General features: G+C 35.3%; 19 protein-coding genes. 12 read left to right on the forward strand and 7 right to left on the reverse strand.

From position 1 onward, the window contains the following. Positions 1 to 5: 5 nt before the first annotated feature. The 6 genes from AC1Q7L_RS08635 (at position 6) to AC1Q7L_RS08660 (ending at position 6,496) form a co-directional block, all read left to right on the forward strand. Positions 6 to 1,544, forward strand: coding sequence for a G-D-S-L family lipolytic protein (locus AC1Q7L_RS08635; protein WP_492305086.1), 1,539 nt, complete (start codon positions 6 to 8; stop codon positions 1,542 to 1,544). Positions 1,545 to 1,629: 85 nt separating this feature from the next. Beyond that, positions 1,630 to 2,568: a ribose-phosphate pyrophosphokinase gene (locus AC1Q7L_RS08640; RefSeq protein WP_410691583.1), complete on the forward strand. Its 939-nt coding sequence runs from the start codon at positions 1,630 to 1,632 to the stop codon at positions 2,566 to 2,568. A 55-nt stretch (positions 2,569 to 2,623) separates the two neighbouring features. Beyond that, on the forward strand, positions 2,624 to 3,262 hold the full coding sequence (locus AC1Q7L_RS08645) for a 50S ribosomal protein L25/general stress protein Ctc (RefSeq protein ID WP_492305087.1): 639 nt from the start codon (positions 2,624 to 2,626) through the stop codon (positions 3,260 to 3,262). Positions 3,263 to 3,506: 244 nt separating this feature from the next. Next, positions 3,507 to 4,727 (forward strand): cysteine desulfurase, encoded by a 1,221-nt coding sequence (locus AC1Q7L_RS08650; protein ID WP_492305088.1) that lies wholly within the window; start codon positions 3,507 to 3,509, stop codon positions 4,725 to 4,727. 176 nt (positions 4,728 to 4,903) lie between these two features. Further along, positions 4,904 to 5,722, forward strand: a complete 819-nt coding sequence (locus AC1Q7L_RS08655; protein WP_492305089.1) for a T9SS type A sorting domain-containing protein — start codon at positions 4,904 to 4,906, stop codon at positions 5,720 to 5,722. 141 nt (positions 5,723 to 5,863) lie between these two features. Next, complete coding sequence (locus AC1Q7L_RS08660; protein ID WP_492305090.1) at positions 5,864 to 6,496, forward strand: NAD(P)H-dependent oxidoreductase; 633 nt, start codon at positions 5,864 to 5,866, stop codon at positions 6,494 to 6,496. A gap of 102 nt (positions 6,497 to 6,598) precedes the next feature. Here the strand turns inward: AC1Q7L_RS08660 and hemE are convergent, their stop codons facing one another. The 6 genes from hemE to hemA are packed head-to-tail and all read right to left on the reverse strand — an operon-like array spanning position 6,599 to position 11,828. After that, entirely contained in the window at positions 6,599 to 7,630 is a 1,032-nt protein-coding gene (gene hemE / locus AC1Q7L_RS08665; protein WP_492305091.1) for a uroporphyrinogen decarboxylase, read from the reverse strand. A 48-nt stretch (positions 7,631 to 7,678) separates the two neighbouring features. Continuing rightward, entirely contained in the window at positions 7,679 to 8,362 is a 684-nt protein-coding gene (locus AC1Q7L_RS08670) for a uroporphyrinogen-III synthase (RefSeq protein WP_492305092.1), read from the reverse strand. Beyond that, on the reverse strand, positions 8,362 to 9,018 hold the full coding sequence (locus tag AC1Q7L_RS08675; RefSeq protein ID WP_492305093.1) for a peptidoglycan recognition protein family protein: 657 nt from the start codon (positions 9,016 to 9,018) through the stop codon (positions 8,362 to 8,364). The genes AC1Q7L_RS08670 and AC1Q7L_RS08675 overlap by 1 nt, the downstream gene beginning before the upstream one ends. Positions 9,019 to 9,027: 9 nt before the next feature. After that, positions 9,028 to 9,609 (reverse strand): DUF1287 domain-containing protein, encoded by a 582-nt coding sequence (locus tag AC1Q7L_RS08680; RefSeq protein ID WP_410691575.1) that lies wholly within the window; start codon positions 9,607 to 9,609, stop codon positions 9,028 to 9,030. Positions 9,610 to 9,655: 46 nt separating this feature from the next. Further along, positions 9,656 to 10,567 carry a hydroxymethylbilane synthase gene (gene hemC / locus AC1Q7L_RS08685; RefSeq protein WP_066753704.1) on the reverse strand — a complete coding sequence of 304 codons (912 nt, stop codon included), beginning with the start codon at positions 10,565 to 10,567 and terminating at the stop codon, positions 9,656 to 9,658. Next, on the reverse strand, positions 10,554 to 11,828 hold the full coding sequence (hemA, locus tag AC1Q7L_RS08690; protein ID WP_492305094.1) for a glutamyl-tRNA reductase: 1,275 nt from the start codon (positions 11,826 to 11,828) through the stop codon (positions 10,554 to 10,556). Before hemA ends, hemC begins: the two co-directional genes overlap by 14 nt. A gap of 400 nt (positions 11,829 to 12,228) precedes the next feature. Here hemA and AC1Q7L_RS08695 point away from each other — a divergent pair, with 400 nt between their 5' ends. The 6 genes from AC1Q7L_RS08695 to AC1Q7L_RS08720 all read left to right on the forward strand — a co-directional run bounded on the left by AC1Q7L_RS08695 (position 12,229) and on the right by AC1Q7L_RS08720 (position 18,590). Beyond that, positions 12,229 to 13,254 (forward strand): rod shape-determining protein, encoded by a 1,026-nt coding sequence (locus AC1Q7L_RS08695; protein ID WP_054512301.1) that lies wholly within the window; start codon positions 12,229 to 12,231, stop codon positions 13,252 to 13,254. 27 nt (positions 13,255 to 13,281) lie between these two features. Continuing rightward, positions 13,282 to 14,136, forward strand: coding sequence for a rod shape-determining protein MreC (gene mreC / locus AC1Q7L_RS08700; RefSeq protein ID WP_066753700.1), 855 nt, complete (start codon positions 13,282 to 13,284; stop codon positions 14,134 to 14,136). After that, entirely contained in the window at positions 14,129 to 14,635 is a 507-nt protein-coding gene (locus AC1Q7L_RS08705) for a rod shape-determining protein MreD (RefSeq protein WP_072410297.1), read from the forward strand. The genes mreC and AC1Q7L_RS08705 overlap by 8 nt, the downstream gene beginning before the upstream one ends. Then, on the forward strand, positions 14,632 to 16,662 hold the full coding sequence (locus AC1Q7L_RS08710) for a peptidoglycan D,D-transpeptidase FtsI family protein (RefSeq protein ID WP_410691572.1): 2,031 nt from the start codon (positions 14,632 to 14,634) through the stop codon (positions 16,660 to 16,662). Before AC1Q7L_RS08705 ends, AC1Q7L_RS08710 begins: the two co-directional genes overlap by 4 nt. Further along, positions 16,659 to 17,888, forward strand: a complete 1,230-nt coding sequence (gene rodA, locus AC1Q7L_RS08715) for a rod shape-determining protein RodA (protein WP_410691571.1) — start codon at positions 16,659 to 16,661, stop codon at positions 17,886 to 17,888. Before AC1Q7L_RS08710 ends, rodA begins: the two co-directional genes overlap by 4 nt. 120 nt (positions 17,889 to 18,008) lie before the next feature. Next, positions 18,009 to 18,590 (forward strand): pentapeptide repeat-containing protein, encoded by a 582-nt coding sequence (locus tag AC1Q7L_RS08720; protein WP_492305095.1) that lies wholly within the window; start codon positions 18,009 to 18,011, stop codon positions 18,588 to 18,590. Positions 18,591 to 18,748: 158 nt separating this feature from the next. Here the strand turns inward: AC1Q7L_RS08720 and AC1Q7L_RS08725 are convergent, their stop codons facing one another. After that, a complete protein-coding gene (locus tag AC1Q7L_RS08725) occupies positions 18,749 to 19,459 on the reverse strand; it encodes a C40 family peptidase (protein ID WP_410691569.1) in 711 nt (236 codons plus the stop codon). Between the last annotated feature and the right edge of the window lie 161 nt (positions 19,460 to 19,620).

Raw genomic sequence — 19,620 nt, forward strand, 5'->3', positions numbered from 1 at the left:
AGACTATGAAAAAAATTATAATTTCTACAATCGCTATTTCCGCGTTACTTTTTACAACGAGTTGCGAAAATGAATTTGATACAGACGTAAAGGATGTTCAGGTTTCTAAAGGTGAAGCCGATTTTACTAAGTATGTTTCTTTAGGAAACTCATTAACCTCTGGTTATAGAGACGGCGCTCTTTATATTGATGGCCAAAACGAATCTTATCCTTCAATGATTGCTCAGCAAATGAAGCTTGTTGGCGGAGGAGATTTCAAACAGCCTCTAATGGCTGATAATAATGGGGGTCTTCTTCTGAATGTTGGTGCAAATGTACAGATTGCCAGTACAAAACTTTATATTGATAGCTTTATTGCAGGTGCTCCGGACATTAAAAATGCTAATAATAACGTTGCAACAACTGTAACAAATACTGTTTTAGCTGGTCCTTTCAATAATATGGGAGTTCCGGGAGCAAAAGTGGCTCATTTATTAGCTCCGGGTTACGGAAACGTTTCAGGAGTTTTATTAAAAACGGCTAATCCTTATTTTGTAAGATTTGCTTCAAGTCCAACAACTTCGGTTATTGCTGATTTTAAAGCTCAAAATCCTACATTCTTTTCTTTATGGATTGGTAATAATGATGCTTTATTGTACGCCTTAGCTGGTGCAGATTCTTCTGTGGAGACTTTAACACCTCCAGCTCAGTTTGCTACATATTATAATGCATTGATCGCTGAGATTGCTACAACAAATGCTAAAGGAGTTGTTGCAAATATTCCTAGTGTAACATCTATTCCTTCATTAACAACGATTCCTACAAATCCTCTTACATCTGCTGTTTTAGGAAATGGAAATGTTGCTGCTGGTGAAGCGAATATTGATAATTTAAATACAAACCTTTACGGACCATTAAATCAGATCCTAACTGCATTTGGAGCTGGAGACAGAATTAAACCTCTTTCTAAAACTGCTGCAAATCCTTTACTTATTAAGGATGAAAGCTTAACTGATCTAAAGGTTCAAATTACAGCGGCTGCGGCGGCTTCAGGAAATGCTCAGTTGGTTGCTTTGGCAACTTATCTTGGGAATACTTACGGTCAGGCAAGACAGGCAAAAGCTGGAGATTTAGTGCCTTTAACTACGAAAGCTGAAATTGGTAAACCGGAACCAAGTGTTCCTGCTTCTTTATCGGCTAGAGGTATTGCTTTCCCTTTTGCAGATAAATATATTTTGATTCCATCTGAAATTACAGAAATTAATACAGCTATTGATGCTTACAACGTAACAATTAAAGCTGCAGCAGCTTCAAAAGGGTATGCTTTTGTTGATGCTAATAAGAAAATGAATGAGCTGGGATCTCAGTCAGGAGTTTCTTGGGATGGGGTGAAGTATACTGCTAAATTCGTTATAGGAGGAGCTTTTTCTTTAGACGGAGTGCATCTTACGGGTAGAGGATATGCAATTATTGCTAATGAATTCATTAAGTCAATCAATGCTACTTATAAATCTACACTGCCATGGGTAGATCCGAATAAATATTCGGGCGTGAAATTCCCTTAATAAAAGGAAAATAAAAACATATGAACCACAAGGAGTAATTCTTGTGGTTTTTTTATAAATTTGCAAAATCTTTTAAAAAGTAAAAATGGCCGATCAGTTAAGTTATCTGTTTTCTACAAGAACGAGTAAGGTCTTGGCAGAAAAAATTGCCCAACATTATGGGAAAGAATTAGGGAAAATCATCATTCAGGAGTTCAGCGATGGTGAATTTGAACCTGTTTTAGACGAATCTGTAAGAGGTGGAAGAGTTTTCCTAATCGGATCTACGTTCCCTCCAGCAGACAATCTTTTAGAACTTCTTCTAATGATTGATGCTGCAAAAAGAGCTTCTGCGAAAAGCATTACGGTTGTACTTCCGTATTTCGGACTTGCAAGACAAGACAGAAAAGACAAGCCAAGAGCGCCGATAGGTGCAAAATTGGTTGCAAATCTTTTAACTGCTGCGGGAGCAACAAGAATTATGACAATGGATCTGCATGCAGACCAAATTCAAGGGTTCTTTGAAATTCCTGTGGATCATTTGTATGCTTCAAGTATTTTCGTGGATTATATTAGAGATCTAAACTTAGATAATCTTACGATTGCTTCTCCAGATATGGGAGGTGCTAAAAGAGCGAAAAACTACGCAGGTCACCTAGGTGCTGATGTAGTAATTGCTTATAAGGAAAGAAAAAAAGCGAATGTTGTAGAAGAAATGTTCCTTATCGGAGATGTTGTAGGCAAAAATGTTATCCTTATTGATGACATGATCGATACTGCGGGAACACTTTGTAAAGCTGCAGATATCTTAATGGAAAAAGGAGCAAAATCTGTAAGAGCAATGGCAACTCACGGAGTACTTTCAGGCAAGGCTTATGATAATATTGAGAACTCAAAATTATTGGAAGTTATTGTAACTGACTCAATTCCTGTGAAAAATAATTTGACAACTAAAATAAAAGTGCTATCTTGCGCCCCTCTATTTGCGGACGTTATGAAGATGGTTCACGAGCATCAATCAATTAGCAGTAAATTTGTTATTTAATTGGTAGTTAGTTGTTTGCAAATTAAACTTTAAACAAATTTTTAAATTTTTATAAATGAAATCAATTACAATTCAAGGTACAAAAAGAGAAAGCGTGGGCAAAAAGTCGACAAAAGCTTTACGTGATGCTGAATTAGTTCCTTGTGTTGTTTACGGAGGTGGCGAGCCATTGAACTTCTCTGCAACAGAGAAATCGTTCAAAGGTTTGGTATATACTCCTGAAGCACACACGGTATCTATTGAAGTTGACGGACAGGTAATTCCTGCTGTTCTTCAAGATATTCAGTTCCACCCAATTACGGACAGAATTATTCACGCAGACTTCTACAGATTATCTGACGATAAGCCAGTTGTTATGGAAGTTCCTGTAAGAATCACTGGTCGTTCTAAAGGTGTTGTAGCTGGTGGTGTTTTACGTCAGTCTTTCAGAAAATTGAAAGTAAAAGCTATTCCTGCAAACTTGCCAGACGAGATCGTAGTAGATATTACTTCTCTTAAAATTGGTAACAAACTTTATGTTGGATCTATCAAAGCTGAAGGTTATTCTTTCGTACACCCAGACAATGCAGTTGTAGTAGCTGTTAAGATGTCTAGAAATGCAGCGAAAGGTGGTGCAGTAGCTGATGATGACGATGAAGAAGAAGTTGTAGCTGAAGGAGATGCTCCTGCAACTGAAGAAGCAGCAACTGAATAAGAAATTTCTTAATCACAATATAAGACCTGTCAATGTATTTTGGCAGGTTTTTTTTATGTAAAAAATCAAAATTTATGATTGATGATCTAATTTTCGAATAAGCTATTAACAAAATATAATTTATTTATCGAATCTTTCTATCAACCAACAACAATCAACCCTCTCCTAAAAACTTTCTTTCGAAAAAAAAGCCGTAAATTTGAAGTGTTCTAAATAAGAGCATTTTAATTTAAAATTTTAATAAATGTTTGACATTCAAGAAATAAGAAGTCAGTTTACTATATTAAACCAGCAGGTGAACGGTAAGCCATTAGTTTACTTAGATAATGCGGCAACATCTCAAAAACCAAATTCAGTTTTAGAAGTTTGGAATAAATATTACACCGAGCTTAATGCCAATGTACATAGAGGAATTCATACATTAAGTCAGTTAGCAACCGAAGAAATGGAGCTTTCAAGAAGAAAAGTTCAGAAATTTATCAATGCTAAACATGATTTTGAAGTAATTTTTACAAAAGGAACAACGGAAGGGTTAAACCTCATCGCTTATATTTTAACTCAGAAGCTTAAAAAGGATGATGAAATTATCATTTCTTACCTTGAGCATCACTCAAATATCGTTCCTTGGCAATTGCTTTGCGAAAGAACAGGAGCAAAACTGCGTGTCATTCCAATTGATGAAAATGGTATTCTTCAACTTGATTATTTGGATGAATATTTAAGCGAAAAAACAAAAGTTGTTTCTGTAAATCAGGTTTCGAATGCATTAGGAATTGTAAATCCGATTGAAGAAATTATTGCTAAAACAAGAAAAAATTCTGATGCCTATATTGTAATTGATGGTGCTCAGTCGGCCCCGCATTTCACGATTGATGTTCAGAAAATGGACTGTGATTTCTTTGTGTTTTCAGGTCATAAAATGTACGCTCCGATGGGAACAGGTATTTTATATGGAAAACAAGAGATCTTAGAAGATTTACCACCGTTTCATGGAGGAGGAGAGATGATCGCAACGTGTTCTTTTGACGGAACTACTTACGCTGGCTTACCTTTTAAATATGAAGCCGGAACACCAAATGTAGGAGGAAATATTGCTCTTGGTGCTGCGATTGATTTTATTGAAAGAGTAGGCCAATCGACCATCCAAAATCATGAAAATGCTTTGTTGGAATATGCTCAAAGACAATTATTGGAGATAGAAAACCTAAAAGTTTATGGTGAAAAAGCCAACAGAACGGGGGTTGTTTCCTTTAATCTGGAAGGAACAGGAATTTCTTCCGATGTTGGGATGATTCTTGATAAAATGGGCATTGCTGTGAGAACAGGACATCATTGTACACAGCCTATCATGGATTTCTTCAATATTGCAGGGACTGTGAGAGCGAGTTTTGCGATTTACAATACTTTCCAAGAGATTGATTCTCTGGTGGAAGGGGTGAAAAAAGCACAAAGAATGCTTTCTTAAAATACTTTACATTATTTTAATTAAAATACGATCACCCTTCATTTTTGAGGGGTGATTTTTTTGTTTTGTAAAAGTGAATTATTTTGTTTGTAATTAATTATTATTGATTATCTGGTTGTTATAATTAATTTTAAATAATTATTTTATAAATTTGATGCTATATTAAAACGATTACCATGAAAAAAATATTACTTCCTTTAGTCTTGGCTTGCGGGATGGCCAATGCTCAATTGTTTTCTGAGAACTTTAATACGGGAGCTTTACCTACAGGGTGGACAGTGAATAACCCCGATACTGTCTATAATTGGGGAGTAGGAACTCAAGCTGGGTTTGCTTCATTTCCATCAGGAGCGGCGTTTTTTGATGATGACGATGCCGGGCCATCGGGTGTAAATACCAATGCCAGATTAGTTTCGCCTATTATTAATCTTACAGCAGGCTCCAGCCCTAAATTATCCTTTAAATATGCCAATATGATTTACGAGGACGATACAACTCTGAAAGTTGAGGCTTTTAACGGAACTTCTTGGGTTCAGATATTTACTTTTTCAGGTGATGCGGGAGTTTGGAGTATAGATTTTAGTACACTTACTTATGTTCTTACTACTTATGCGGATGCCACAAATATTGATCTAACACCTTACGTTAATCCCAATTTTCGCCTTAGATTTGTATATGATGATGTAGGAGATTATTCGTATGGAATAGCGGTGGATGATATTGTTATTTCGGCAACAACTACATTGGGGACTTCGGAAGTTTCTGCTTCTGATAAGGTTAAAGTATATCCAAATCCTGTAAAAGATGATCTTTTCATTAAGTCTGATGATTTAAAAAATGCTAAAGTAAGCGTAATGGATATGTCCGGTAAAAAAGTGAAAACTTTCGAGGGAAAATCTGAAAAATATAATCTTTCTGATCTGCCAAACGGAACTTACATGATCTTAATTGATAATGGAAAAGAAGTCATCACAAAGAAAATTCTTAAAAAATAAAAAATAAAGCCTTCAATTTGGAGGCTTTTTTTATACAATTAAACTCATTCTAAATAATAGATTTTAACAATACATCAAATTTGATTTTCGACTCTGAGCTTATACTAATTCCTATTAATTTTGTTGCGTAAAATTTATTTAATGGAATTAATAGAAAAATTAAACTGGAGATTTGCGACCAAAGCAATGAATGGTCAAAAAGTACCTCAGGAAAAGGTAGATAAAATATTGGAAGCGGCAAGATTAGCACCAACTTCCAGCGGATTACAGCCTTTCGAGATTATTGTGATCACGAATCAGGAAGTGAAAGAGCAAATAAAGCCTCACGCGTGGAACCAACCACAAATCACGGATTGTTCGCACCTTCTAGTTTTCGCAGCTTGGGATAATTATACGGAAGAAAGAATCAATAATATGTTCGATCTTACGAATGAAATCAGAGGTTTCAAAAATGAAGGTTGGGAAAATTACAGACAAATGTTGTTGGGAACATATCCTCAAAGATCTGCTGAAGAAAACTTCACTCATGCGGCAAAACAAGCTTATATTTCTTTCGGAGCAGCAATTATTGCAGCAGCTTTTGAAGAAGTAGATTCAACGCCAATGGAAGGTTTTTCTCCTGAAGCTGTTGATGAGGTTTTAAATTTAAAAGAAAAAGGACTAAAAAGTGTTTTATTGTTGCCAATCGGTTACAGAGAAGCATCCAACGACTGGTTGGTGAATCTTGCGAAAGTAAGAAAGTCTAAAGAAGATTTCATTACAGAGATTAACTAATTATTATATATTTTATTCATAGAAAAATCCCTTTCAATTATTTTGAAAGGGATTTTGTTTTATGAGAATTAAACCTTGAAGGTTTCAATAATAATGTAAAGTTTAATTATTCGGTTTCCAATCTACAACAGCTCTAATAAAAGCTTCTGCATTTTCCACTGGAATATTAGGTAAAATTCCGTGACCAAGATTCGCGATATATCTGTCTTTTCCGAAACGGTTGATCATTTCAGTCACCATTTTCTTGATGGTTTCAGGTGTAGAATGTAATCTTGCAGGATCAAAGTTTCCTTGAAGTGTCATTGTATGATTCGTCAATGTTCTTGCAAGTTCAGGCTTAATCGTCCAGTCAACACCCAAAGCAGAAACTTTAGACATTGTCATATCTTCCAAAGCGAACCAACATCCTTTTCCAAATACCACAACATGAGAAAGCGGACTTAAAGCTTCAACAATCTGATTAATATATTGCCAAGAGAATTCCTGATAATCTGCTGGAGAAAGCATTCCACCCCAAGAATCGAAAATTTGTACAGCAGAAACTCCTTTTTCTACTTTTCTTTTAAGATAAGCAATCGTAGTATCTGTGATCTTTTGAAGCAATAAATGAGCAGCTTCCGGTTGTTGGAAACAGAAAGACTTCGCAATATCAAAAGCTTTACTTCCTTTTCCTTCCACACAGTAGCAAAGAATCGTCCAAGGAGAGCCTGCAAAACCGATCAATGGAATCTGATTGTCTAGTTTTATCAAAGTTAATTCAATGGCATCAAAAACGTATCCTAGGGTATCGTTCACATCAGGAACGATAACATTCTGAACATCTTCCATTGTTCTGATCGGGTTGTCTAACCACGGACCAACATTTTCCTTCATCTTAAAATCAATTCCCATCGCTTGAGGAACTACCAAAATATCAGAAAACAAAATAGCAGCATCCAAAGGAAATCTGCGAATCGGTTGTACTGTGATTTCAGAAGCTAATTCGGGAGTCTGACATCTCGTGAAGAAGTCATATTTGTCACGAAGAGCAATGAATTCCGGCAAATATCTTCCGGCTTGTCTCATCATCCAAACTGGCGGTCTTTCTACGGTTTCTCCGCGAAGTGCTTTTAAATATAGGTCGTTTTTAATCATAATTTATTAGACTATTACTGCCGTTCGTTACCTTCGGGCAATCACATTTTAAAGATTGTTTTTAACGGTCTTTCGTATTAATTCAAAGATAGATACGAGACTGTTGCCCGCGGAAGTATAAATCTTCTCTTGGGTGTATTTTCTAAGTTCGTTGGAAGTGGTTTCGCCGATCGAAAAAAGCGTCATTCCTTCCAAAGAGTTCTGATTTGCAAAACTACGAACTCCACTTGGACTAAAAAAAACTATAGCATGATATTTTTCAGGTACCAAAGGATTGATTTCTTCGGTATTATAAACTGTAACTTTATTGTATTTGATATTTTGCAACGGAAGTTCTTTGTCGAGAACATCAATAGCTAAGTTGCCACAGAAATGAAGAAACTTTTCATGCTGACAATGGGTGATGATAAATTTTGAAAGTGTTTCAGCATTTTTCAACACCTTAAAAGTTCCAAAACCATTTTTTCTTAATTCTCTTTTTGTTTTTTCGCCCACACAATATATTTTATTGTAGTTTTTGGCTGTAAAATCTTCGTTGGGCTTAAATTGATTTTTGAAAAAGGAAATTACACCGTTCACACTTGTGAAAATAAGAGAAGAATTTTTTAAATCAAAAGAATTGGTCCGAATAGGGTTGGTCTTAATAACCTCAACACAATCCGCCAAAATATCCTCTCCTAATTGCTGGGATAAAATTGATTGATCTATGTTTTTGGTGAATAAAATTTTCATTAAGGTCTGTCTTTTAAATGTAAATCAGTAACTAACAGTCTTACTTTTTTCATGAAATCTTTCCCCGGATCGTCTTTTATTGTAAAATAATTCGGGTCAGTTTCTTTCCAAAGTTTAGAATTTCTAAAGATACCATATTCTGAATGCCCGATTAAATATTCTATATCGTATTTTTTGGTTAAAAATCTAATTAACTGAGCATTCGATGCAATTTGCTTCTCGGTAAGCGGTTGCTGTTTACTTCCGATATTTTCAATGCCTATTGCGCAATAATTAAGACCAATCGTGTGTCTTGCAAACATATTGGGCTCCATGAGTTGATAAATGGTGCCGTCTCTGTCTACGATAAACTGGGAAGAAACATTTAATGTACTTTGTTTTTTCAAAACATTTCGGGCAGATTCCAGATGGGTTTTATTGAAATACTTATAATTGGTTTCAACGGTTCCACCTGCGGTATAATGCAATACAATTATTTTAGGTGAAATAGTTGGAGACTTTTGAACAATCTGATAATGATCCTTAAGATACTCCAAACTTAGGCGTACTCTTTCAGTAGAATAATCAATAGGTTTATTAATTATTTTAAATTCATTGGTTTGAGCCTTCGTAGAGCAAATTATCAATACGAATAAAGCATAAAAAAGATTTTTCATAAAAGTAGCTTATTTAGAGTATTGATAATGTCCTGTAATAGTATATTTAAATAGTACGTCTTCCATAACCTGTCCGCTTCCTATATTATGTACGATCAAAAATCTTTTTCCGTCGGCAGATTTTTTATTCACAACAATTCCAATATGGGTTAGGTTGCCGGGTAAGATCCAAGTGACAATGTCACCCGGAATATAAAGGGTAGGATTGGTTTCGATTGATTTTACTTTTCCAAATTTAGAAAAGAAGACCATCAAATTAGGAACCCTTCTGTGATCAATATTAGTGTCAGGCTTTTTCAACTTCCAGGTCTTTGGGTATTTTGAAAAGTTTTTCGCCATATCCTCATGAACTTCTTTTTGGAGATCAATACCAACTTTTCTGTAGGCTCTGATAATAACATCCGTGCATACGCCTTTATCCGAAGGAACATCTCCATTGGGATAGGTAAGGATAAAATAAGTAGGGTCGTAGGTGATCGTCTTGTCTATAATCCCCAAAGCGGCGTTAGATAATTGAAGCGCAAATTTATTCTGTGCATTTGCAGTAAACACACAGAATGCGAGGAGCAATAAAAACAGAGCCTTTTTCATTATTTTGTACGTTAAAATATAAAGGTACAAATATGCTTAAAAGTTCTTAATAAGAAGCTTTAATTTCGGCCATCAATTCTTTTCCTCCGTTTTCGAGAACGATTTTTGCAAATTTTTCTCCAAAATTTTCAGATTCGTTGTATTCGAAGTTTTCGTCTGTAGCAATGCAGTTTTTTCCGTCTAATGAACAAAGTGCAGCTTTAAAACGAATTTGGTCTCCAAAAAATTCAGCAAAAGCTCCGATTGGTGCTGTACAGCCTCCTTCCAGAGTGCTTAGGAAATTTCTTTCGATCTCAACACAGATCTGCGTTGGTTTATGATTGGTTACTTTGCTTAAAATTTCGTTGATTTCTTTCTTGTCAGAATGTCCTGCAACAGCAATTACACCTTGCGACGCAGCGGGGATCATTAATGGAAGCATTTCATAATCAATGTCCATTTTCATTCTTTTGATTCCTGCTAATGATAAAATGGTAGCGTCAAAATCCTGATCTTCTAATTTTTGTAGACGAGTCTGGATATTTCCGCGAATGTCTGAAAACTCAGCGTGAGGATAATTTCTTAACCAAAAAGCTCTTCTTCTTAAGCTGCTTGTTGCCAATTTCAACTCGTGAAACTCTTTCGTTCTGGATGCTTCCTTTCTTATTAAAACATCTTGAGGAAAATCTCTTTCCAGATAAGCGATAAGCTCAACATTTTCCGGAAGAAGTGTAGGTACATCTTTTAAAGAGTGAACGGCGATGTCGATCTCATCATTTAATAATGCAATATCCAGATCTCTTGTGAAAACACCTGTGATTCCTAAAGAATAAAGGGGTTGATTAAGATTTTTATCGCCAGAAGAAACGATAGGTACAATCTCGGTTAAGTAATTATTGTTTTGTAGGTGCCTGGCAACCTCTCTTGCCTGCCAAAGTGCAAGGGCGGAATTTCTCGTTCCGATTCTAATGCTTTTCATTGAATTCGTTGTTTGGTTGTTCAACTAATATTTCGTGCATTAATTTACTAATTTCTTCGGCTTTCCAAGGATTATCGATGATATATTTTGCAAAACGATTGGTGATTTTCTGGATCATTTTCTCAGAAAGCTCCATATCTGTGATGTTTATATATTTATTTTTTCTGTAAAAATTATGCATCTCGTTGCGTTCCATATTCTTAAGAACGGCTTTGAAATGGTGAATATTTGGTGCTAGTTTTCTCTTTTTTTCCCACTCAAGAAACTCTTTTGCCATTTCTTTGATAATAGATTCGGCTTTTGGGATCTCTTTTTCTCTCTGCTGAATAGTTTCCTGAATCTGTTTTGAAAGCTCATCAACATCAACTAAAGTTACATTTTCATTCGTCGTAACATCTTTATCTACATTATGAGGAATGGAAAGGTCGATAATTAATGTTTCTTTTCCGTTCGGGAAGTGAGAAGCGTTGATGATAGGTTTTTTTGCTCCGGTAGCAACGATAAGGATATCTGTATTTTTCAACTCGTTGTCAAAATCAGAATAGTCAACATGAGGAATATTATATTTTTCAGATATCTTTTCAGCTTTCTCCTGAGTTCTGTTTGCTATTTTTATTTTAGGCTGGAAAACATGTTTTACAAGATTTTCAACCGTGTTTTGCCCAATTTCTCCAACTCCAAGTAAAAGAATGTTTTTCTCGGTAATTCTTTTTTGACTGTTTAAAATATAGTGAACGGCAGCGTAAGAAACGGAAGCAGCTCCATTGGAGATTCCGGTTTCGTTTTTAATTCTTTTTGAAATCTGGATCGCCGAGTTGATAGCTCTTTCCAAATAAGGATTAGAATTCTGTCTTTCTTTTTTAAAACGGTTGTAGGCTTTTTTGATTTGTCCGATTATCTCAAAATCACCAATAATCTGGCTTTCCAAACCTGCAGCAACTCTGAACAAATGTGTTAAAGCTTCTTCTTTGGTTAAAATATTGGCAAACTGAAGAAAATCTGTAATGTTTACCCCGATCGTTTTACAGTATTCTTCGGCTACCAAAAGGTAATTCGGAGAAGTAGTGTAAATTTCGGTTCTGTTACAAGTGGAAACCACAAAAGCATCGCCTAAATTTTCATCATGAATTCGGGAGACAAAATTTTTAATATTTTCATCAAAAAATGCAAATTTCCCTCGAGTTTCTCCATCAGCCTTTTCATAGCTTATAGAAAGAACCGCAAAATTTGAAGTTTGATTTATATTGGAATATTGTAACATAAGCGTTGCAAATTTAACGCTTTTTTTGTTAACCCCTTTCTGATAATGTATATGATAATTATCGTAAAAAACTATTTTGGGATGCTTCTAAATAAGCTTTGAATTGGTATGAAAAATGAAAATTTCAGGTTTTGTGCTAAAATAATTTCAAAATTTAATTTGATGATTTTTTAATGAGCAAAATTGCCTTTTTGTTGTCAAAAAATCCCCAATTTCCGGGTTCTGACTTCTATCCAAAAGTATCTTAAACCTTAATTCACTTAAAGTCTGTAATTGATTAATGCAAAAGTTAATAGAATATTGAAAAATTTAATAAAATTTTAACCAAATTATATGCTTATGGAATTTCGTTAGTGACGTTAAATTTATATCTTTGTAATCTTAAAATCAGAAGAAAAATATGAGTTTATTCGATATGTTTACGCAAGAAATTGCGATAGACCTAGGAACTGCCAACACGCTTATCATCCATAATAATAAAATTGTTATAGATCAGCCTTCAATTGTTGCAATTGAGCGTTCTACCGGTAAACCGATCGCGGTAGGTGAACAGGCGAAGCATATGCAGGGGAAAACTCACGAAGATATTAAGACGATCCGTCCTTTGAAAGACGGTGTTATTGCAGATTTTCACGCTTCTGAGCACATGATTAAGGAGTTTATCAAAAAAATTCCTGGGATCAAGGGTAGATTTATTCAGCCTGCTTTGAGAATCGTTATCTGTATTCCTTCCGGAATTACGGAGGTTGAAAAAAGAGCGGTAAGAGATTCTGCTCAAAAAGTAAATGCAAAAGAAGTAAGGTTGATCTACGAACCAATGGCAGCTGCAATAGGAGTTGGGATTGATGTTCAGAAACCTGAAGGAAATATGATCATCGACATAGGTGGCGGTACTACAGAAATTGCTGTGGTAGCTTTAGGAGGTATTGTTTGTGATAAATCTGTGAAAATTGCAGGTGATGTATTTACAAATGACATTGCTTATTTCCTAAGAACGCACCATAATCTTTACATCGGAGAAAGAACAGCTGAAAGAGTGAAAATTGAAGTTGGTTCTGCTGTTGAAGATCTTGATGTTGATATTGAAGATATCCCGGTACAAGGTAGAGACCTTATCACGGGTAAGCCAAAAGAAATTATGGTTGGCTATAAAGAAATTGCTCGTGCGCTGGACAAATCTATCATAAGAATTGAAGATTCTGTAATGGAAACTCTTTCTTTAACACCTCCGGAATTGGCAGCCGATATCTATAAAACAGGTATTTATCTTGCTGGTGGTGGTGCTTTATTGAGAGGTTTGGCAGACAGACTACACAAAAAGACTGGTCTTCCTGTTTTCGTGGCAGAAGATCCGTTAAGAGCTGTAGTTCGCGGAACGGGTATTGCGCTTAAGAATATGGATAAATTCAATTTCTTAATTAAATAATTTTAACTTTTACGACACTTTATCTGAATGGGATTTTTGCTGAGATTATTTTCGAAGAACTCTCTTTTTGTCTTCTTTATTTTCTTGCAAATCATTGCTCTGGTTCTGATATTCTCTAAGAATGCCATGCAGAGATCTTGGGTTGCCGGCCAGTCGGCTGCGTTAAACTCTAGGGTTTCCGGATATATTGATGAGGGAGTTACTTATCTTAAGCTAAAACAGGTTAACGAAGATCTTGTAGCTCAAAATAAGGCCCTGATGGTAGAACTGTACGGAAAAGAGGGCGCCAAGAATCCGGTATTCAGAAAAGTTCATGATACTTTAGGAGGAGGACAAATCTATACATTTGTAGACGGAGAAATAGTTTTCAACAGTATTAATAGAAGAAACAACTATTTTACCATTAACCGTGGTAGAAGAGACGGCGTTTATCCTCAAATGGGAGTTATGGCTCCGAGAGGTATTGCGGGAATCGTTATTAATTCTACAGATAGTTATGCGTTGGTTCAGTCTGTTTTAAGTGTAAACACAATCAGAATTAATGCTGCTCTTAAAAACTCAGGATATTTTGGAACATTAACTTGGAGTGGTGATAACTCCCGAGTAATGCACTTGGCAGACGTTCCTAAATATGTTGCTTTAAAAATTGGGGACAGCGTTGTAACAGACGGCAAGTCGGCAATTTTCCCTAAAGGAGTGATGATTGGTACAATTGCGGGTTACTCCGTTGATAATAAAACAGGTTTTTGGGATATTTCGGTTGAGCTTAGTGAAAAAATGGGCGCTCTGAATAAGATTTTTGTTGTTAAAAACCTTAAGAAAGCTGAAGTTCAAAAGATTCAGGATACAATGCAAGCTGTAATAAAAAAGGAAAATGATTAGCAGGACTTTATTTACGGACATATTAATCATGATATTTCTTGTTGCATTACAGATCTTTGTATTGAACAGGATTGTTATTTTCGGAAAATATACTCCGGTGTTATATCCTGTGTTCGTTATGTTTTATCCTTTTTTCAGAAATAAATATCAATTTTTAGCTTTAAGTTTCTTAATCGGGCTTTCTGTTGATGCATTCTTGTCCACATGGGGAATCAATGCATTTGCAACTACTTTGATCGCTTATTACAGAACCTTGATTTTCAGGACATCTACAGATACATCTACAGACTTTTTCTCTTTTCAGTCCCTTCAATGGGCGCAGTTTTTAGTGTTTCTGTTTTCAAGTATATTCTTGCACCAACTTTTTGTACAATATATTGAATTCTTTAAGTTTAGCAGAATTTTTGAAATATTACTTAATGTGTTGGTAACAAGCATAATTTCATTTATATTTATCGTTATTTACGCATTAATATTTAAAATCAAACAAAAAGTTTGAACACACGTTATTTAAAAATCTTTTCCGCCCTTGCTGTCATCGCTCTTATTTTTGTGGCGAGACTTGCTTATTTGCAGTTATTTACCGATCGCTATGCACTTAATGCGGCCAATACTTCCATTAAAACGGAGTACGTTATTCCTCAACGAGGCGTAATTTTCGACAGAAACGGTAAAATCATGGTGGGCAACCAGCCGGCTTATGAGATTTCGTTTACTCAAGCCTTAATGAAACCTGATTTTGATACATTGGCTTTTTGCAGCTTAATGAAAATCGATAAGAATGATTTCATTAAAAGAATTAATATCATTAAAAAAGAAAAATATTATTCTAAGCTGACTCCGATGACTTTTTTGAAGGATCTCAGCAGAGAAGATATTGCCAGAGTACAGGAAATTATATTTAAATATCCTGCGTTCAGTATCGTTTCAAGACCTCAGCGACAATATGAAGTTTCTACTTCCGGAAACCTTTTGGGTTATACGAGTGAGGTGAATGAAAGAGATATTAAAAAAGATTCTACCTATTATTTGCCTGGAGATTTCGCAGGAAAATCAGGAGTTGAAAAATCATACGAAAAAGAACTTCGTGGAATAAAGGGAATTAAATATATTCAAAAGGATATCAGACTTAGAAATATTGGTTCTTACAAAGATGGAACTTTAGATAAAGATGTAGTAACAGGTAAAGATATTACGCTTACCATTGATTACGACCTTCAAAGAATGGCCGAAGAAATGCTTGTGAATAAACACGGAGCCATCGTTGCCATCGATCCGAATAACGGTGAAATTTTAACCTTGGCAACCGGACCGGATATTGATCCCAATGTTTTCACAGGCCCGAATAAGTCTAGAAATTTATACGCTTTATCAAAAGATACCCTTTACGAAAATAAACCAACTTTTGACAGATCGCTTCAGGCGGCTTATCCACCAGGTTCAACATTCAAATTATTGACTGCCCTTTCTGCAATGCAGATGGGAGTAATGGATGAAAATACTATTTTTCCGTGTGGAGGAGGATTTAATTATAGAGGATTAAGAATTAAAGGTCACGGGGGTGCAGATCCTTTGATACCGGCGATACAGATTTCAAGTAACTGTTATTTTTCATATGCTTATTTAGCTATTATGAATAAATATCCGGGAAATCCGTCAAAAGGAGTTGATGAATGGAAAAAAATCCTGAATAGCTTTGGAGTAGGAGAATTCCTAAACAATGACTTAGCTGTTGGAGCTAAAGGCAGAATTCCTTCCGGGGAATTTTATGAAAAAAGAATGCAGTCCATCTATAAAGCAAGTGGAGCCAAAAAAGATCCTAAAAACTGGGATGCTTTGGCTACCGGAGCTGTTTTCAACGGAATGGGGCAGGGAGATGTTTTGGTAACACCTTTACAATTGGCCAATTATGTTGGAGCTATTGCCAATAAAGGTTGGTATTACACACCTCACATCGTAAAAGCAATTGATGGAAAACCAAATCCAGATAAAAGATTTAAAACTAAACATAAAACACTTGTTGATCCAAAACACTTTGAGCCTGTTCTAAAAGGAATGGAAGCCGTAGTTTTAAGGGGAACAGCAAGAGGATTAAAATCAAACGACTTTACACAATTAGCAAAAACAGGTACCGCACAGGTTCCTCAGGGAAAAGATAACTCCATTTTCGTGTTGATCGCTCCGGCTGATAAACCTAAAATAGTTGTTGTTGCCGTAATGGAACATGCTGGTTTTGGAGCAACTTGGGCGGGTCCGGCTTGTACCGTAATTGCTGAAAAATATATTACAGGAGATCTGAAAAGAGAAAATCTTTACAAAAAGATGATTACTTCAAGCTTTATGCCTGAATATAAAAGACAATGGATCGCAGATTTAAAACGTAAAGGATTATATGTAGATCCAAAACCGGATTCTGTAAAACTGAAAAAAATTCAGGACAGTCTTAATTTTATTAAAGAACAGAAAGCGAAACTGCAGAAAAAGATAGACGAAGAAACCAAAAACATCAAAACCACGAAGCAATGAAATGGACAGAGGGAATAGATAAGTTGGGTCTTGGTTTATACTTCATGCTTTGCATTTTTGCCATCGCGAATATTTACAGTGTTGACCAGAAATTAGGCGAAAAACAATTGATTTTTTTTGGTATTTCGGTATTTGTGGGACTTATCATTTTTTTCGGAAGAAGTAAGTTTTTCGAAAATATGGCGGGTATTTTTTACATCGGCGGAGTCTTGCTGCTTATCGGTCTTTTTCCTTTTGGTAAAGAGATTTTAGGGCAAAAAAACTGGTATAAATTCGGAAGTTTTACCATGCAGCCTGTAGAGTTTGCTAAAATCGGGACGACGCTTATGGTGGCCAATTATGTTTCCGGACCGGATTTTAATTTAAGTAACAGAAGATCTCTTTTAACGATATTGGCGATTATTGCTATTCCTGCGGTTGTTGTTTTGGCAATTCCCGATGTAGGTTCCTTATTGGTTTTTACAGCATTTTTTATTGCTTTATATAGAGAAGGATTAAGTGGTTTGCTTTTCGGTATCGGATTCCTTTTTGCGGGAGTTTTCTTAGTGTCCTTAGCTATAAATCCTATTTACGTTGTTGTTGCTATTTTAGTGATTGCAGCGGGATGGATTGCCATGAACTACTATAAAATGTCTTGGGATGTAATTTCCATCGCGAGTATTATTGGGTCTATTGTTTTATTATGTGGATTGGCTTTTGGTTCACCATATATTTTAGAAAAACTTCCAAAACACCAGAGAGAAAGGATTGAAGTTCTTTTTAAAGGTGAAAAAGCATTTAGAGATACTTCCGGTTACAACTTGTTATATTCTAAAACAGCTATAGGCTCCGGAGGAATTTTAGGGAAAGGATATCGTGAAGGTTCTGTTACCCAAGGAAAATTCGTTCCCGAGCAGGAAACCGATTATATTTTCTGTACAGTTGGTGAAGAATGGGGCTTTGTAGGCAGTGCAGTTCTTGTGCTTTGCTACATGGTTTACATTGGGAGGATCTATTATCTCGCAGAACAGCAGAAATCTATATTTAATCGAGTTTTCGGGTATTGTTTTGCCTCGATTCTTTTAATGCACTTTACGATCAATTTAGGCATGGTTATGGGGCTTTTCCCGACCGTTGGGATTCCGTTGCCGTACTTTAGTTATGGTGGAAGTTCTCTTTTAGCCTTTTCGATCATGACTTTTATTTTCTTTAAATTAAATTATGCTGATAAGAATAGCTTGGTTTAAGAGGGAAGTTTGAAGTTGGGTGATGGAAGTTTACAAATATTCCGTTAGTTTTTAAATTTAAAATCTACGATATCTGCAGAATCTGCGGAGAATAAATCATTAATAAAATCAATACGCTTTATGAAAGAAGCATACATTCTTGACCAAAATTTCGAAAACACCGATTTTGGAAAATCTCCATTGGAAAAAGGCGAATATGAAAATTGTACTTTCCTTAATTGTAATTTTGAATATGTAAATCTATCCGAATTTAAATTTACCGACTGTGAATTCATCGGATGCAATTTAAGTATGGTAAAGCTTTCAAACACAGCTTTTCGTGATGTAATTTTTAAAGGATGTAAAATGTTCGGACTTCAGTTTAGTGATTGCAACGAATTTGGATTATCATTTAAGTTTGATGAATGCTCTCTGAATAATTCCACCTTCTATAAAACAACGATTAAAAAGACGCTTTTTAAAAATTCAAAATTAATTGAAGTTGATTTTGAAGAATGTGATCTTTCAAACTCAATATTTACAAACTGTGATCTTGCAGGCGCTGTATTTGTGAATTCAAACCTTGAGAAAACAGATTTCAGAACTTCTATCAGTTATTCCATAGATCCGAACATTAATAAGCTTAAAAAGGCTAAATTCTCACTTTCTGAGGTGCATGGTTTATTATATAAGCTCGATATACAAATAGAGAGAAATAGTTAGTTTTAGAAGCTAGATACTAGAAATTAGAAGTTAGTATTAGAGATACTAAAATTTCCCTTCTCTGAAAGGATAGATTTCAAATCAACGAAAACCTCATCAACAATAAAAAAACCATCAAAAATTTTGATGGTTTCATTATTTAAATCAATTATTTAAAATTAAAAACTTGTTGCGGCTGTCGCTGTTGTTGCAGCTAGGTTGTTGTAAGCTTCTCCGTTTTCGTTGATCACTCTTTTTGCGAATCTGAACTTAGGTCCCCAATAAGAATCATTAAGAGAAGAAATCATAACACCTTTTGAAGTGGCTGCATGGATGAATTTGATTTCACCTTCTTCAGAAACACTTTCTACAATACCTACGTGAGAAATTCTTCTACCGTGAGAAAAGAAAATCAAATCTCCTTTCTGTAGGTTCTCTTTCTCTATCTTTTCTCCTTCCTGAGCCTGAGAAGCTGCTACTCTTGGTAAGCTAAGCCCTGCTGCTGCTCCGAATACAGAAAGCACAAAAGCTGAACAGTCTATACCGTTTCTCGTCATTCCTCCGTATCTGTAAGGAGTTCCCAGGTATGTTTCAGCTTCCGTTAGGATATTGTCTATTGTTTTGTTGTATTTTACTACTTTAGCAATGCCTGCATTTTTAATAGAATTTTTTGCATTTGCTATAGATGCCGCTTTTTCTGCTAGAAAAGAGTTAATAAGTCTTTGCTTATCCTGCTCCATTTTGTTTGTATCTAGTGAAGCTAGTTTGGCATCTGTTTTGTATTCTTTAGAGTAAGTTGCTGGTTTTGAAACTACATAATTTGTAACGCAAGATTGTAGTGAGACTGTAGAAACTAAAGCTACTAAATAAGACAAAACTCTTTTCTTCATATACATATTTATTACCGTGTTAAAGGGATATTTATTTCAAAAGCCTTACAAAAGTAGAGATTCCGAGTAAAACGAGCCCGATATGATTATTATCAGGTTCTGTATTTAACATATTTTAACATATACTTTAAGTATGTTAAAGAAAAACAAACCGCTACGTC

This window comes from Chryseobacterium sp. GW823-FHT05E08, assembly GCF_058795655.1.